Raw genomic sequence first — 14,714 nt, forward strand, 5'->3', positions numbered from 1 at the left:
GACAATACAAACAAGAATGAATCACGACACCTACGACGACAATTACATCCGCGGGATCCTCAACTCGGTGAAGACCATTGCGATGATCGGCGCCTCGCCGGTCAACGTGCGTCCGAGCTATTTCGCCTTCAAGTATCTCGCCGAGCGCGGCTATGACATGATCCCGATCAATCCGGGCCAGGTCGGCAAGAACCTTGTCGGCAAGCCGTTCGTCGCCTCGCTGCGCGACATCGACCGGCCCATCGACATGATCGACATCTTTCGCGCCTCGGCGCATGTCGCGCCCATCATCGAGGAGGCGCTGACGCTGTCGCCTTTGCCGAAAGTGATCTGGATGCAGCTCGGCGTGCGTGACGATGCCGCCGCGGCGAAGGCCGAGGCGCACGGCATCCAGGTGGTGATGAACCGCTGTCCGAAGATCGAATACGGCCGTCTCAGCGCCGAGATCCAGTGGATGGGCGTCAACTCGCGCACCCTCAGCGCACGCCGTGCGCCGGCGCCGACACAGGGCATGCGGCTGTCGCTCAACCGCCAGAGCGTCACGGGGGCAGCCACGACCGCTGCTGACCGCGCCAGCCAGACCACCAAGGACCAATAGCGGCAGTCCCGCAGCGCCACGCATCCGCCACCGGCTGCGGGCAGCACGGCCTGCCTGCGGCCGCGGTTGTCCGCACGCGATTTGTTTTGCGGTCAACGCGCCACGCAGCAAAGCCTTGCGATTTTTGCTATAGCTGCGGCGCCGGCTTGACGGGGCCCCACCCGCCCCCGCAGCATGGCGGACGTGCGGCATCGCCGCGCGTCATTGCACCGACGATCTGCCGATTTCGCGTCAACCAAGGATTCATGATGACCGAACGCCCTCCCGGATTTTCCACGCTCTCGATTCATGCCGGCGCCCAGCCGGATCCGACGACGGGGGCCCGTGCGACGCCGATCTATCAGACCACGTCGTTCGTCTTCAATGACGCCGACCACGCCGCCTCGCTGTTCGGCCTGCAGGCGTTCGGCAACATCTACACCCGCATCGGCAATCCGACGACGGCGGTGCTGGAAGAGCGCGTCGCCGCGCTCGAGGGCGGCACGGCCGGCCTTGCCACCGCATCGGGCCACGCCGCCCAGTTCCTCGCGTTCCACACCCTGCTGCAGCCGGGCGACGAGTTCGTCGCCGCGCGCAAGCTCTATGGCGGCTCGATCAACCAGTTCAATCACGCGTTCAAGAAATTCGGCTGGAACGTGGTGTGGGCCGATCCGGACGACATCGAGAGCTTCGAGAAGGCGGTGACGCCGAAGACCAAGGCAATCTTCATTGAATCGATCGCCAATCCCGGCGGCAGCATCACCGACATCGAAGCGATCGCCACCATCGCCCGCCGCGCCGGCGTGCCGCTGATCGTCGACAACACCCTGGCGACGCCCTACCTGATCCGGCCGATCGACCACGGTGCCGATATCGTGGTGCATTCGCTCACCAAGTTCCTCGGCGGCCATGGCAACTCGATCGGCGGCATCCTTGTCGACGCCGGCACGTTCGACTGGTCGCGCGACGGCCGCTATCCGACGCTCAGCGAGCCGCGCCCCGAATATCACGGCATCCGCCTGCAGGAGACGTTCGGCAACTTCGCCTTCGCCATCGCCGCGCGCGTGCTCGGCCTGCGCGACCTCGGCCCGGCGATCTCGCCGTTCAACGCCTTCCTGATCCTCAACGGCATCGAGACGCTGGCGCTGCGGGTGCAGAAGCACTCCGACAACGCCAAGGCCGTCGCCGAATGGCTGTCGACCCACCCGGCCATCGCCTGGGTGAACTACGCCGGCCTGCCCGGCGACCGCTATCACAACCTCGCCCGCAAATACGCCCCCAAGGGCGCCGGCGCGGTGTTCACCTTCGGCCTCAAGGGCGGCTATGACGCCGGCGTCAAGCTGGTGTCGAACGTCAAGCTGTTCTCGCATCTCGCCAATGTCGGCGACACCCGCTCGCTGGTCATCCATCCGGCCTCGACCACGCACAGCCAGCTCGACGACGCCCAGAAGACGCTGGCCGGCGCCGGTCCCGACGTGGTGCGCCTGTCGGTCGGCATTGAGGACAAGGAAGATCTCATCGCCGATCTCGATCAGGCGCTGAACGCCTGATCGCGCTGCGCGCGACCATCCGGACAGACGAAACGCGGCGCCGGTCTCCGGCGCCGCGTTTGCTTTTCAGCAGATGACGAATGACGGCGTCAGCCTCGCTGTCCTGCGGGCACGGCGAGCGGCGCCGCGCGGGCCACCGCCTCGCCGGCGGCCAGGCGTTCGGCCTGCAGCAGCGCCAGCGTCAGCACGATGATCGCAACACCCTGATGCGCCAGCGCAAGACCGATCGGCACCATGTGCAGCAGCGTCAGGATGCCGAGCGCGGCCTGCAGCGTCACCGCGATCACCAGCCACAGCGCGCCGTTGACGGCCGCGCCGGTGCGGCTGCGGACCGCGTCGACCACATGCAGGATGGCGACGATCCAGATCGTGTAGGCCAGCATGCGGTGGCAGAACTGCACCGTCAGGGTGTTGTCGAAGAAGTTGCGCCACCACGGCTGCTCGAAGAACAGCCGCGCGGCGTCGGGAACGAACGCACCGTCGATCAACGGCCAGGTGTTGAACGCCCGGCCCGCGCGCAGGCCGGCGACCAGTGCGCCGAAATACAGCTGCAAATAGACCAGGACGAGCAGCACGATCGCGGTGATGCGCAGCCGCGGAGGGGCCACGACCGGCGTGCCCGGCCGCAACCGCCGCAGCGTCCAGACGATCGCCGAATAGATCACCAGCGCCAGCATCAGATGCGCCGCGAGACGATACTGCGACACCTCGACCCGCTCGGTCAGCCCGGACGCCACCATCCACCAGCCGACGGCGCCCTGCAGGCCGCCGAGCGCGAAGATGACCCACAGCCGCCGCTTGAGCTCGCCACTGAGCGTGGCACGCCACAGGAACCAGAGGAACGGCAGCAGGTAGGCTGCGCCGATCACCCGACCGAGCAGGCGATGGCTCCATTCCCACCAGAAGATCTCCTTGAACTCCGCAAGGCTCATGCCGTGGTTGAGTTCGCGGTACTGGGGGATCTTCTTGTAAGCCTCGAAGGCTGCGTTCCAGCCGCTGTCCGTCAGCGGCGGCAGCGCGCCGGTCACCGGCTTCCACTCGACGATGGACAGGCCCGATTCCGTCAGGCGGGTGGCGCCGCCGACCAGCACCATGGCGACGATCAGCGCGGCGACGGCCGCCAGCCAGATCCGCAGGGGTGCAAGATGTCGGGGAGAAACGGCGCTGTCGGACATGTGGACATCATCACCTTGATCGGGTACGTGCGGCCCTTATAGTCGCGCCGCCCGGGCCCGAAAAGCGGTCAAATCCGCCCTCACCAGTGCAGGAACGCACATTTCCGTCATGAACATCCGCGTACGAAAGCTGATTGGAACGGTCGTCCTGCTGATCCTCGTGATCGTCTGGTCGCTGCTCGGCATGGCGTTCGCCCAGGCGCCTTTCATCGCAGAATCCCGTCTCGTCCAGTTCTTCTACTATGTGATCGCGGGCCTCGGCTGGGTACTGCCGGCAATGCCGATCGTGACCTGGATGGCACGCCCCGACCCCACCACCTGACTGCCGCCACGGGCCGGCCTCAGCGGCCTCCGATTCCAGCCAGGCGGGCGCGCAGCCCGCGCAGCGACGGGCGCCGGCCATCCCATGCGATGCGCGGCAGCGCCAGCCCGGAAGATTGGCCGTCCGGCCACAGCAATCCGCCCGCTGTCGTGACCGCGCTGGCGAAGCCGGCCTGCCCTGCGAGGGCAAGCTCGCGCGCGCCGAGCGGCCCATCCGGATAGGCGAAGTGCGGCAATGCCCGATCGAGCGCTGCCTCCGCGGCATCCCGCCCCGCCTGCATCTCGCGCAGCGCTTGCGCATCATCGAGGCGGTGCAGCGCCGCTCCGCTCACCGTGGCCGTTCCAATGGTGACCAGCGGGCTGGAGGCGAGCAACCGCACGTCGTCCCAATCCATCGACGAGATCTGCGACAGCGCGTCGAGATCGACGCCATAGCGTGCGCACAGGTCGCGGATCGCGTGGGAGCGCGCGGCCGGTGCGAGATCGTCGAGCCAGCCGGCGAGCAGGCTGAACAGCGCCTCCTTCTCGTCGACCCGCGCCGCCTCGAAATGGCGCTCGCGGCGATCGATGACCAGACCGATGCGCGCATGGCCGGCGATGATCCGCTCAAGAGCCAGCCACCACAGCTCGGCGACACCATCGGCGAATGCGGTCGGCACATAGACCGCGAACGGGGCGTCGCGGCGCGCCAGTACCCGTGCGGCATGGCGCATCACGCCGCGGTCGGCGCCATCGAAGGTCAGGCACACGAAGCGTTGCGCCGCGCGCGGTGCCGCAATCCGTCGCAGGGTCTCGTCGAGGCTGACGATTTCGAAGCGCCAGCGCCGCAGCCCCACGATCAGCCGATCGAGTTGCGGCGGCGTGATCGTACCCGCGCGCAGCGGCTGAAAATCGCCATGCCGCGCCGGGTGAACCTGCCGGAACCGTAAAATCGCACCGGTGCCGCCACGGCGCAGCTCGAGCCAGCGCGCCACGCCGCTCCAGTACGCCAGCCCGAGCGCCGGTCCGCCCGGAGCCTGTGTCTGCAACTGCACGATGATCCCCCTCGCCATGCGGTGTGTCCGGCCGCAAGACGCGCTATTGTCCTTACGGTTTGTTGACATTTGTTTGCAAAGGTCGGGACGATCCAGAAAATGTGGAAGTCTGACAGGTTCCAGCGATGCCCGTGGCTGCGGTGATGGACAACGACACGGAGCATGGTCGGACGGCGTCCACCACAGCGCGACTGGCGCGGGTCGACATCTTCAGCGACATGGCGGAAGCCGAAGCGACCTGGCGCACCATGGAGCGCACGGGATCTTTGCTGACGCCGTTCCAGCGCTTCGACTTTCTGTCGGCGTGGCAGACCCATGTGGGACGCCTCGAGGGCGTTACTCCCTTCATCGTCGTCGCCTGTGACAGCGCCGCGCGCCCGCTGCTGCTGCTGCCGCTCGGCGTGCGACGCGAGAGCGGCGTGCGCGTGGCAAGCTTCCTCGGCGGCAAGCACGCGACCTTCAACATGCCGCTGCTCGCGCCGGACTTCGCCGCGACCGCGGGCCAAGCCGACCTCATGCGCCTGCGGGACCTGCTGCGCGACGAGCGCAAGGCGGACCTGCTCGCCCTGACGCGCCAGCCCGCGCGCTGGCTCGATGTCGCCAACCCGCTTGCGGCCCTGCCGTCGCAGCCATCGGTCAACAACTGCCCGCTGCTCACGCTGACGCCCGGCGCGCAGCCCGCCGACCGGATCAGCAACTCGTTCCGCCGCCGCCTCAAGGGCAAGGAGCGCAAGCTGCAGGGGCTCGCCGGCTATCGCTATCTGATCGCGCGCAGCGACGATGAAATCCGCCGTGTCATCGACGCGTTCTTCACCATGAAGCCGCAGCGCATGGCGATCCAGAAGCTGCCGAACGTCTTCGCCGAACCCGGCATCGCTGCCTTCATCGATGACGCCTGCCACGCCCGCTGGGGCGACGGCCGCACCATCGAGATCCATGCGCTGGAATGCGACGAGGAAGTCATCGCGATCTTCGCCGGCATGGCCGACGGCCATCGCTTCTCGATGATGTTCAACACCTACACCATCTCGCCGAACGCGAAATACAGCCCCGGCCTGATCCTGCTGCGCAACATCATCGACCACTATGCCGACCTCGACTACACCGCAATCGACCTTGGCATCGGTTCGGACGACTACAAGCTGCTGTTCTGCAAGGACGACGAGCCGATCTTCGACAGCTTCCTTCCGCTGTCCGCACGAGGCAGTGCTGCCGGCATGGCGCTCTCGGCGATGACCCGGGCCAAGCGCGCCGTGAAGCAGACCCCGGCCCTCGCCCAGCTTGCCCAGCGCGTGCGCGGCGTCCTCCAGCGCTGAGGCGCTTCCCCCGAAACAATCCAGGCCCTGAAACGCCGAAGGCCCCCGGTCATGCCGGGGGCCTTCGCTTGATCATATCCGCCTGGTCACGTCACGTGCTGACTATGCCGCCGCGACCGTCGGGTGGCCGTCGTCCAGCGGATCGGCCGGGCCGCTCAGCATCGTGACGCCGAGGAAGCCGGTGGCGCGGAGCTGCTCCGCCATGAACGCACGGGCATCGGCATCCATGGCCGGATCCGGGATCACGATGGCCTGGGCATCGGTCGACAGCAGCGTCGCCGGCAGGTCGACGGCAGTACCGGCGTCGAGCACCACATGATCGTAGACGCGCAGCAGCGCATCGATCGCGAGCGCGAGCCGCGGCGACTGCAGCAGCGTGCGATCCTTCGAGGCCCGGCCGGCACCGACGAGATGCACCTGCGACAGGCGATCCCGCGAAATGATCTGGCCGAAGCTCGCGGATCCCAGCATCAGGTCGGACAAGCCCGGCGCCATGGGGTCGCTGGAGACCGCACCGACCGTCGGCGACGACAGCGACAGCTCGACCATCACCACCTTGCCCTTGCGCGACAGCAGCCGCGCCAGCGTCAGCGCCGTCAGGGTGACGCTCTCGTTCTGGCCGACGCCGATCATGGTGATCTTGCGGGCCGACACGCCGGCCGCCTGCAGGTCGCGGGCAACACGCTCGATCTCGGGCACCGGCGCGGCAAGATGGGGATGCGACACCGGCGGACGCGGCACCGGCGGCGGCAGGGTCATGCCCGGCGCAGGGGCCGGCTGCACATGCATCTGCAGCGACAGCGTTCGCGACGACATGATCCCGGTGAAGCGCGGCTCGCTGATCAATGCGGGCGCGGCGGCGGCGCCGGCGTCCTCGGCGACAGAGCGCGGCGCGGTCATGCGCAGCAGTTCGCCCGAAGCGATCGAGCCGGCCGACAGCATCAGCGTCGCCAGCGTCGCGATCAGCACGATCGGCATCTTCTTCGGATAGGCCGGCACGTTGGTGACGATGGCGCGCGAGATGATGCGACCGTCGCTCGGGCCGGTGTCGATGCTCTCGCGGGCGGTCGCCTCGCGGTACTTGGCGAGATAGGATTCCAGCAGATCGCGCTGCGCCTTGGCCTCGCGCTCCAGCGCCCGAAGCTGCACGTCCTGCCCATTGGTCGAGGACGCCTGCCGCTTCATCTGGTCGAGGCTCGCGGTCAGACTGTCGACCCGCGCGCCGGCGATGCGCGCATCGTTTTCCAGCGAGCGCGAGATCTTGCTGGCCTCGTCGCGCAACTGGCGGTCGAGATCGCCGATCTGCGCCTTCAGCTCCTTGATCCGGGGATGGCCGTCGAGCAGCGTCGAGGACTGTTCGGCGAGCTGGCCCTGCAGGGTGATGCGCTGCTCTGTCAGACGACGCACCAGCTCGGAATTGAGGACTTCCGACGCCTCGATGGGACGGCCGCTCTGCAGCATCTCGCGGATCAGCCGCGCCTTGGATTCGGCATCCGACTTCTGCGCCCGCGCGCTGGTCAGCTGGCTGTTGATCTCGCCGAGCTGCTGGTTGGACAGCGTGGTGTTGTTGGTGCCGACGAACAGGCTCGACTTCGAGCGGAAATCTTCGACCTTCGCCTCGGACTCCGCCACCTTCTGGCGCAGGCCGTCGATCTCGCCGGACAACCACTGGCCGGCGGAGCGCGCCTGATTCTGCTTCGCTGCCTGCTGCAGCACGAGATAGCCGTTGGCGATGGAATTGGCGACGCGCGCGGCGAGATCGGGATCCTGCGACTGGAATTCGACCGCGATGACCCGCGACTTGTCGACGGCGAACGCCGCGAGGCGCTCGTAGTAGGCGTCGAGCACGCGCTCTTCGGGCGTCATCTTGAAGGGATCGCGAATGATGCCGAACAGCGCCAGCAGCGACTTCAGCGGCGAGATGCCCTTGAGCACCGGATCGAATTCCGGCCGCTCGGCGAGCTTGTTCTCCTTGATGACGTCGCGGGCGAGATCGCGCGACAGCACGAGCTGCACCTGGCTGGTCACCGCCTCCGGATCGAGCGCGGTGCGCTCCTCCGCGCGCTCGCCGTTCGGCCGCAGGAAGACGTTCTCACGCCCGTCGATCAGGATGCGCGCCTCCGACTTGTAGCGCGGCGTCACCAGATTGACGGCGACGATCGACAGCACAGCGGCGAGCAGCGTCGGTCCGAGGATCCAGTACTTGCGCCGCAGCAGCGCCTGGCCGATCACGCGAAGGTCGAGCCCATCCGGCTCGACAACGGCCATCGCCTCCCTGGCGGCCGCGCCCCTGGCCGGCGCGAAGGCCGCCTGCGTCGAACTGTTTGCGGATGCCGCGGCCACATCGGCCGGCGCTGCCTCGGCTTCACGACGCCAGAACGCCAAACGCATTGAAGACTCCCACTCGCGCAACACCGGGGACTCACCCCGACCGCGGCGATTACAATCCATTATGGTTGCTGGCGCGTTAATTTGAGACTCTCGCGCCGCACCGCAACGGCCGGACGGCCGCGCGCAACCGGCGTATGGCGCAAAGTGATTTTGGTGTCAGAGCACCGCGGCATCACGCTTTGTTAACCATGGAAGCCCTTAATCGGCGCATACTTTTTGTGATGGATTCTCCGATGCGGGCTGCCCGCGCACTCATTCTCAGCTGGTTCGCCGCACTCGCGTTGTCGGGGTGCATGACCGTACCGCCGCTGGCAGACGCCGGCGGGCCACAGCAGCTCGCCTATGGCGCCCCGGACGCCGTGGCAACGCCGGTGGCCTTCGCGCCCAGCGCCGAATATCGTCTCGATGGCGGCGACCGGCTGCGCATCGTGATCTACGGCCAGGACGGCCTCACCAATTCCTATGCGGTCGATGCCGGAGGCGCCATCACCATGCCGCTGGTCGGCACCGTGCGCGCCCGCGGCCTGACGCCGGCCGAGCTTGCCCGCGCCATCACCGCCAGGCTGCGCGCCGGCTACATCCGCGAGCCCTATGTCGCTGTCGAGGTCGAAGCCTATCGTCCGTTCTTCATCCTCGGCGAAGTGACGGCGCCGGGCCAGTATCCCTACGTGCCCAACATGACGGTCGAGAGCGCGGTGGCGATCGCCGGCGGCTTCTCGCCGCGCGCCCAGAAGGCCTCCGTCGAACTCACCCGGACCGACCGCACCGGCGCGGTCCGCGCCGCGGTGCCGCTCGGCACCCTCATGCGGCCCGGCGACACGGTCGTCGTCGGCGAGCGCTGGTTCTGAACATGCCCCTCACCCAAGACCAGCCGCTGCGCATCCTCCACGCGGTGCGCGCGCCTGTCGGCGGGATCATCCGCCACATCCTCGATCTCGCCAACGGCCAGGCCGAGCGAGGCCACGCCGTCGGCATTGTCGCCGACAGCCTCACGGGCGGCGAACGCGCCGAGGCGGCTCTGGCCGAGATCGCGCCGCGCCTGACGCTCGGGGTTCACCGCATTGCGATGCGCCGCCCGCCGCACCCCACCGACCTGATCGTGTGGACGCGCTTCAGCGCGCTGGCGCGGCGGCTGCGTCCGGACGTGCTGCACGGCCACGGCGCCAAGGCCGGCGTATTCGTGCGCTCGGGCCCCGCTCCCAGGCACGCCATCCGCGTCTACACCCCTCACGGCGGCTCGCTGCATTTTCCGACCGACACGGTCGAAGGCAGGGTCTACGCCTGGCTCGAGCGCGCGCTCATGAACCGCACCGAGCTGTTCCTGTTCGAGAGCGCGTTCGCCCGCGACACCTACCAGAACCGCATCGGCAAGCCGGCCGGTCTCGTGCACTGCGTATTCAACGGCGTTACCGCCGGCGAGTTCGATCCGGTCACAACCGCGACCGATGCCACCGACGTCGTCTATGTCGGCGAATTCCGCCACATCAAGGGCGCCGACCTGCTGATCGACGCGGTGGCGCGGCTGCGCGCCGCCCATCATCCGGTGACGCTGACGCTGGGCGGGGACGGCGAGGAGACCGCGGCGCTGAAGGCGCAGGTCGAGCGCCTCAAGCTCGGCAACGCCGTGCGTTTTGCCGGCCACGTCAAGGCGCGCTACGGCTTCGCGCAGGGCCGCCTGCTGGTGGTGCCGTCGCGCGGCGATTCCATGCCCTATGTGGTGATCGAGGCCGGCGCCGCCGGAGTTCCGATGATTGCAGCGAAGGTCGGCGGCATTCCGGAAATTTTTGGAGAATATGCATCCGGCCTGTTCGCCGGCAGCGACGTAGCGGCGATGGCCAGCGCCATCGAAAACGCCCTCAGGGATCCTGCCACCACACAGCAGCGCGCCCGCGATCTGCGCGAGCGCATCCACGCCCACTTCTCGCAGAACGCGATGGTCGAGGGCGTCCTCGCGGGATACCGAGAAGCGTTCGCAAAACGTTAACCAAGCCTTTCCCCAATAACGAATTTTTCCGATTTGTCCGGTAAGCGAGAGTGTGTGGCATCCCGCCGCGCATTAGCTATGCCAGAAGGCCCGGCCCCGGCGTCAGATCGCGCGGGCCAGGCCGCTGGCAGCAACCAGACATATTGCCGTGGAACCGATCGACGCACGCTCGCTTATCGACGCCGCCAGCGCGGCGCCCACCGTGATGGTCAATGGCGTCCCCCGTGTCGAGCGCCGGCGGCGCCTGACGCCCGCGGCGCTCGCCGTCGCCAACGAAAAAGTCCGCTCCGCCGTTTCGCCGATCGTCATCACCGGCATGGTACGGCTCGCCGATTTCGCCCTCATCACCCTCAGCGGCCTCGCCGTCTACTGCGCCTATGTCCTGCGTGGCACCAGCTTCTCCTGGATGTACGTGTTCGCGATCCTGGCGGTCGCGCTGGTGGCGGTCATCAGCTTCCAGGCCGCCGACATCTACGAGATCGAGGTCTTCCGCAGCCGGCGGCTGCAGCTGACGCGGATGATCTCGTCCTGGTGTCTCGTCTTCCTGCTGTTCATGGGCGCCTCGTTCCTCGCCAAGCTAGGCGGTGAGGTATCGCGGGTGTGGCTGTCGGTTTTCTTCCTCACCGGCCTCATCGCGCTCGCCGCCGAACGCCTCGTGGTGCGCTCGCTGGTGCGCGGCTGGGCACGCGAGGGCCGGCTCGACCGCCGCACGGTGGTGGTCGGCGCTGACGCCAATGGCGAGCAGCTCATCACCGCGCTCAACGCCCAGGAGGATTCCGACCTCAAGATCCTCGGCTTGTTCGACGACCGTGGCGACAGCCGCGCCCAGAACACCTGCGCGGGCCTGCCCAAGCTCGGTAAGGTCGACGACATCGTCGAGTTCGCCCGCCGCACCCGTGTCGACCTAGTGCTGTTCGCACTGCCGATCTCGGCGGAAACGCGCATCCTCGAAATGCTCAAGAAGCTGTGGGTGCTGCCCGTCGACATCCGCCTGTCGGCGCACACCAACCAGTTGCGCTTCCGTCCCCGCTCCTACTCCTATCTCGGCGACGTGCCGACGCTGCACGTGTTCGAGCAGCCGATCACCGACTGGGACCTGGTGATGAAGTGGCTGTTCGACCATGTCGTCGGCGCGCTGCTCTTGCTGGCGCTGTCGCCGGTGCTGGCGCTGGTGGCGCTGGCGATCAAGCTCGACAGCCCGGGGCCGGTGCTGTTCCGCCAGAAGCGCTTCGGCTTCAACAACGAGCGTATTGACGTCTACAAGTTCCGCTCACTCTTCCACCACCAGGCCGACCCGACGGCCTCCAAGGTGGTGACCAAGAACGATCCACGCGTCACCCGCGTCGGCCGCTTCATTCGCAAGAGCAGCCTCGACGAGCTGCCGCAGCTGTTCAACGTCGTGTTCAAGGGCAACCTGTCGCTGGTCGGCCCGCGCCCCCACGCGGTACAGGGCAAGCTGCAGAACCGCCTGTTCGACGAGACCGTCGACGGCTATTTCGCCCGCCACCGTGTCAAGCCGGGCATCACCGGCTGGGCTCAGATCAACGGCTGGCGCGGCGAGATCGACAACGAGGAAAAGATCCAGAAGCGCGTCGAGTTCGACCTCTACTACATCGAGAACTGGTCGGTGCTGTTCGATCTCTACATCCTCGCCAAGACGCCGCTGGCACTGCTGAAGACCGAGAACGCCTACTGATGGACCGCTCCGGCCGCGGTGCGGCCGGCGCCGATGGATCGAGACGACGACGGACGCGGACGGCGCGCCCGCAGCTTGCGTAACACGAGTACCAGAGTTCCATGGCGTACAGCGCGACGGCCCCTGTTGTCGTTCGAGCCCCCCAGGCGGTGCCGGGGGTCAACGCCGTGCAGCTCGCGCTGATGTGGCTCGCTGGCATTTCCGGCAGCGTCGTGATCATCGAGCCGAGCCCTTACGAACTCGTGGTCGTCGCCTCGCTGGCGTTCTTCGCCATCACCGGCCTGCGGCTGCGAATGCCGTTCGTGCCGCTGATGCTGTTCCTGTTCCTGATCAACATCGGTTACACGATCTGTGCCGCGTACCTCATGGACGAGAGCAAGATCGTCAACTGGATCCTGACCTCCTGGTACATGGCGATCTCGGCGGTATTCTTCGCCATGGTGTTCGCGCAGGATACCGCCGCGCGCATCACCGCATTCCGCCGTGGTCTGATCGCCGGCGCGCTCATCGCCTCGCTGACCGGCATCATCGGCTATTTCCATCTCGTGCCCGGCCGTCCCGAGGCATTCACGCTGTACAGCCGCGCCGCCGGCACCTTCAAGGATCCGAACGTGCTCGGCGCATTCCTGATCCTGCCCGCGCTGTTCGTGCTGCAGAGCGTGCTGACCGACCGTTTCGGCAAGGCGGCGCGCAGCACCATTATCTTCGGCATCATCGCCCTCGGCGTACTGCTGTCGTTCTCCCGCGCGGCATGGGGCCAACTGGTGTTCACCGCCGCACTGCTGCTGGTGCTGATGTACATCACGAGCCCATCGAAGACCCAGCGCGCCCGCCTCGTCATCCTCGCGGTGGTCGGCGTCGCGGCGGCCGTGCTCGCGGTAGCAGTGCTGCTGTCGTTCGACTCGATCGGGAACCTGTTCAAGGAGCGCGCCGCGTTCGAGCAGAGCTACGACGCCGGCCGGTTCGGCCGGTTCGGCCGCTACGTGCTCGGCGCGCAGATGGCGCTCGACCTGCCGCTCGGCATCGGCCCGCTGCAGTTCACCAAGTACTTCCCCGAAGACACCCACAACTCCTATCTCAACGCCTTCATGTCGGGCGGCTGGATTTCCGGCATCTTCTTCCCGTCGCTGGTGTTCACCACCGTGATCCTCGGCTTCCGCCACATCTTCGCACGCGTGCCCTGGCAGCAGGCTTATCTCGCGGTGTTCGCCGCCTTCCTCGGCACGGTCGGCGAGAGCTTCATCATCGACGTCGACCACTGGCGCCACTTCTGGATGATGCTCGGCGCGATGTGGGGCATGTTCGTCGCCGCGTGGCAATATGCCGCGGCGCGCGGGAGCGCTTCACCCGCTCGATAAATTCCGACTTCGGTCAGGATGAAAACCGGTACTGATCCGTATACCGGTTGATGAGCACATTGGGGCGTCATGACATCGTCGGATCGCTGGGGGCCCTGCAGCGCTATGCGCGGGCGCTGACGCGGGACGACGCGCGCGCCGAAGACCTCGTTCACGACACGCTGCTGCGCGCCATCGAACGCAGCGCAACATACCGCGCCGGCGAGAACCTCACCAACTGGCTGCGCGCCATCCTGCACAATACCTTCATCGACCAGCGCCGCCGCGCCACCGCGGACGCACGCCATCTGCGCCATGCCGCGACGCAAGCGGACACCGCCGCGCCGCCCGACCAGGAAAGCCGCCTGCAGCTGCGCGAGGTGTCGCGCCGGTTCGACAGCTTGCCGGAAGAGCAGCGCGCCGCGCTCTACCTCGTCGTCGTCGAGGACATGAGCTACCGCGACGCAGCAGACCTTCTCGGCATCCCGCTCGGCACACTGATGTCCCGCATCGGCCGGGCGCGCGAAGCCCTGCGCGCCGCCGACGATCCCGCCGCCGCACCACCGGCCAGAACCAATCTCCGCCTCCTGAGGAGCGACCATGGCTGACCCGATCGGCGCCGATGACCTCAACGCCTATGTCGACGACCAGCTCGATCCCGCACGGCGGATTGCGGTCGCAGCCTATCTCGCCGACCATCCCGACGCCGCCGCGCAGGTGTTCGCCGACATCCATGCCCGCGGTGCACTGAAGCTCGCGTTGGCGCCGCCGCAGGCCGAGCCGGCCGCGCGGCTCGTCACGGCCGCACGGCGGCTGGAGCGCCGCCTGCAGATGAAGAACGTGCGGCACTGGGCGGCGCGCGCCGCCGCGGTCGTCGCCCTGATCGGCATCGGCTGGTACGCCCACTGGCAGGCCGGCGCCTTCACCATTCCGGACAACGACGACACCCCCGCCTTCGTGGTCGACGCCGTGCACGCCTACCGCACCCATCTGGCGCGGGCACAGGCCCGCATGAACGACGCCGAGGAGGTGTTTTCGCGGACGCAGATCGCAATGCCGCGGCTCAGGGACGACTGGCGGCTGTCCGACGTGCAGACGTATCCGTCTAACAGCGGCGCCAGCATCGAGGCGACGCTGGTCGCCGGCGAGCTCGGCCAGTTGTCGCTGTTCGCGACCCGCACCGCCCAGGACCATTCGATCCGGCCGACGGTGTCGCGCTCGGAAAGCGAGACCACCGTGTACTGGCAACACGGCTCGACGTTCTACGCGCTGACCGGCAACCGTCCGGAGAAGGTCATGCGCATCATCGCCGACACGCTGATGAAGGGCTGAC

Annotated in this window: 13 protein-coding genes; 10 read left to right on the top strand and 3 right to left on the bottom strand. The window is 67.5% G+C overall.

What is annotated here, in order from left to right; translation table 11 throughout:
• Positions 1–16 precede the first annotated feature (16 nt).
• Together JQ639_RS19305 and JQ639_RS19310 are read left to right on the top strand one after the other, a co-directional pair.
• Complete coding sequence (locus JQ639_RS19305; protein WP_211970591.1) at positions 17–598, top strand: CoA-binding protein; 582 nt, start codon at positions 17–19, stop codon at positions 596–598.
• A gap of 248 nt (positions 599–846) precedes the next feature.
• A complete protein-coding gene (locus tag JQ639_RS19310; RefSeq protein ID WP_211970592.1) occupies positions 847–2,127 on the top strand; it encodes an O-acetylhomoserine aminocarboxypropyltransferase in 1,281 nt (426 codons plus the stop codon).
• A gap of 89 nt (positions 2,128–2,216) precedes the next feature.
• Here the strand turns inward: JQ639_RS19310 and JQ639_RS19315 are convergent, their stop codons facing one another.
• Positions 2,217–3,302: a COX15/CtaA family protein gene (locus JQ639_RS19315; protein WP_211970593.1), complete on the bottom strand. Its 1,086-nt coding sequence runs from the start codon at positions 3,300–3,302 to the stop codon at positions 2,217–2,219.
• A 109-nt stretch (positions 3,303–3,411) separates the two neighbouring features.
• Between JQ639_RS19315 and JQ639_RS19320 the strand changes: the two genes are divergently transcribed.
• Positions 3,412–3,624 carry a DUF2842 domain-containing protein gene (locus JQ639_RS19320; RefSeq protein ID WP_211970594.1) on the top strand — a complete coding sequence of 71 codons (213 nt, stop codon included), beginning with the start codon at positions 3,412–3,414 and terminating at the stop codon, positions 3,622–3,624.
• A 19-nt stretch (positions 3,625–3,643) separates the two neighbouring features.
• On the opposite strand, the gene JQ639_RS19325 is transcribed toward JQ639_RS19320, so the two are convergent.
• Positions 3,644–4,675 (bottom strand): polysaccharide deacetylase family protein, encoded by a 1,032-nt coding sequence (locus JQ639_RS19325; RefSeq protein WP_211970595.1) that lies wholly within the window; start codon positions 4,673–4,675, stop codon positions 3,644–3,646.
• Between the two features lie 107 nt (positions 4,676–4,782).
• On the opposite strand from JQ639_RS19325, the gene JQ639_RS19330 reads away from it, so the two are divergent.
• Positions 4,783–5,973: a GNAT family N-acetyltransferase gene (locus JQ639_RS19330; RefSeq protein ID WP_211970596.1), complete on the top strand. Its 1,191-nt coding sequence runs from the start codon at positions 4,783–4,785 to the stop codon at positions 5,971–5,973.
• Between the two features lie 102 nt (positions 5,974–6,075).
• Here the strand turns inward: JQ639_RS19330 and JQ639_RS19335 are convergent, their stop codons facing one another.
• Positions 6,076–8,364 (bottom strand): GumC family protein, encoded by a 2,289-nt coding sequence (locus tag JQ639_RS19335; protein WP_211970597.1) that lies wholly within the window; start codon positions 8,362–8,364, stop codon positions 6,076–6,078.
• A 233-nt stretch (positions 8,365–8,597) separates the two neighbouring features.
• Here JQ639_RS19335 and JQ639_RS19340 point away from each other — a divergent pair, with 233 nt between their 5' ends.
• The 6 genes from JQ639_RS19340 to JQ639_RS19365 all read left to right on the top strand — a co-directional run bounded on the left by JQ639_RS19340 (position 8,598) and on the right by JQ639_RS19365 (position 14,713).
• Positions 8,598–9,212 (top strand): polysaccharide biosynthesis/export family protein, encoded by a 615-nt coding sequence (locus JQ639_RS19340; RefSeq protein ID WP_211970598.1) that lies wholly within the window; start codon positions 8,598–8,600, stop codon positions 9,210–9,212.
• A gap of 2 nt (positions 9,213–9,214) precedes the next feature.
• Complete coding sequence (locus JQ639_RS19345) at positions 9,215–10,348, top strand: glycosyltransferase family 4 protein (protein WP_211970599.1); 1,134 nt, start codon at positions 9,215–9,217, stop codon at positions 10,346–10,348.
• A gap of 148 nt (positions 10,349–10,496) precedes the next feature.
• Entirely contained in the window at positions 10,497–12,044 is a 1,548-nt protein-coding gene (locus tag JQ639_RS19350; protein WP_211970600.1) for an undecaprenyl-phosphate glucose phosphotransferase, read from the top strand.
• A 101-nt stretch (positions 12,045–12,145) separates the two neighbouring features.
• Positions 12,146–13,402, top strand: coding sequence for an O-antigen ligase family protein (locus JQ639_RS19355; RefSeq protein ID WP_211970601.1), 1,257 nt, complete (start codon positions 12,146–12,148; stop codon positions 13,400–13,402).
• Between the two features lie 50 nt (positions 13,403–13,452).
• Positions 13,453–13,989 carry a sigma-70 family RNA polymerase sigma factor gene (locus JQ639_RS19360; RefSeq protein WP_211970602.1) on the top strand — a complete coding sequence of 179 codons (537 nt, stop codon included), beginning with the start codon at positions 13,453–13,455 and terminating at the stop codon, positions 13,987–13,989.
• Positions 13,982–14,713 carry an anti-sigma factor family protein gene (locus JQ639_RS19365; RefSeq protein WP_211970603.1) on the top strand — a complete coding sequence of 244 codons (732 nt, stop codon included), beginning with the start codon at positions 13,982–13,984 and terminating at the stop codon, positions 14,711–14,713. The genes JQ639_RS19360 and JQ639_RS19365 overlap by 8 nt, the downstream gene beginning before the upstream one ends.
• The last annotated feature ends 1 nt before the right edge of the window (position 14,714 follow it).

The organism is Bradyrhizobium sp. U87765 SZCCT0048, from assembly GCF_018131225.1.
Classification (GTDB): Bacteria; Pseudomonadota; Alphaproteobacteria; order Rhizobiales; family Xanthobacteraceae; genus Bradyrhizobium_A.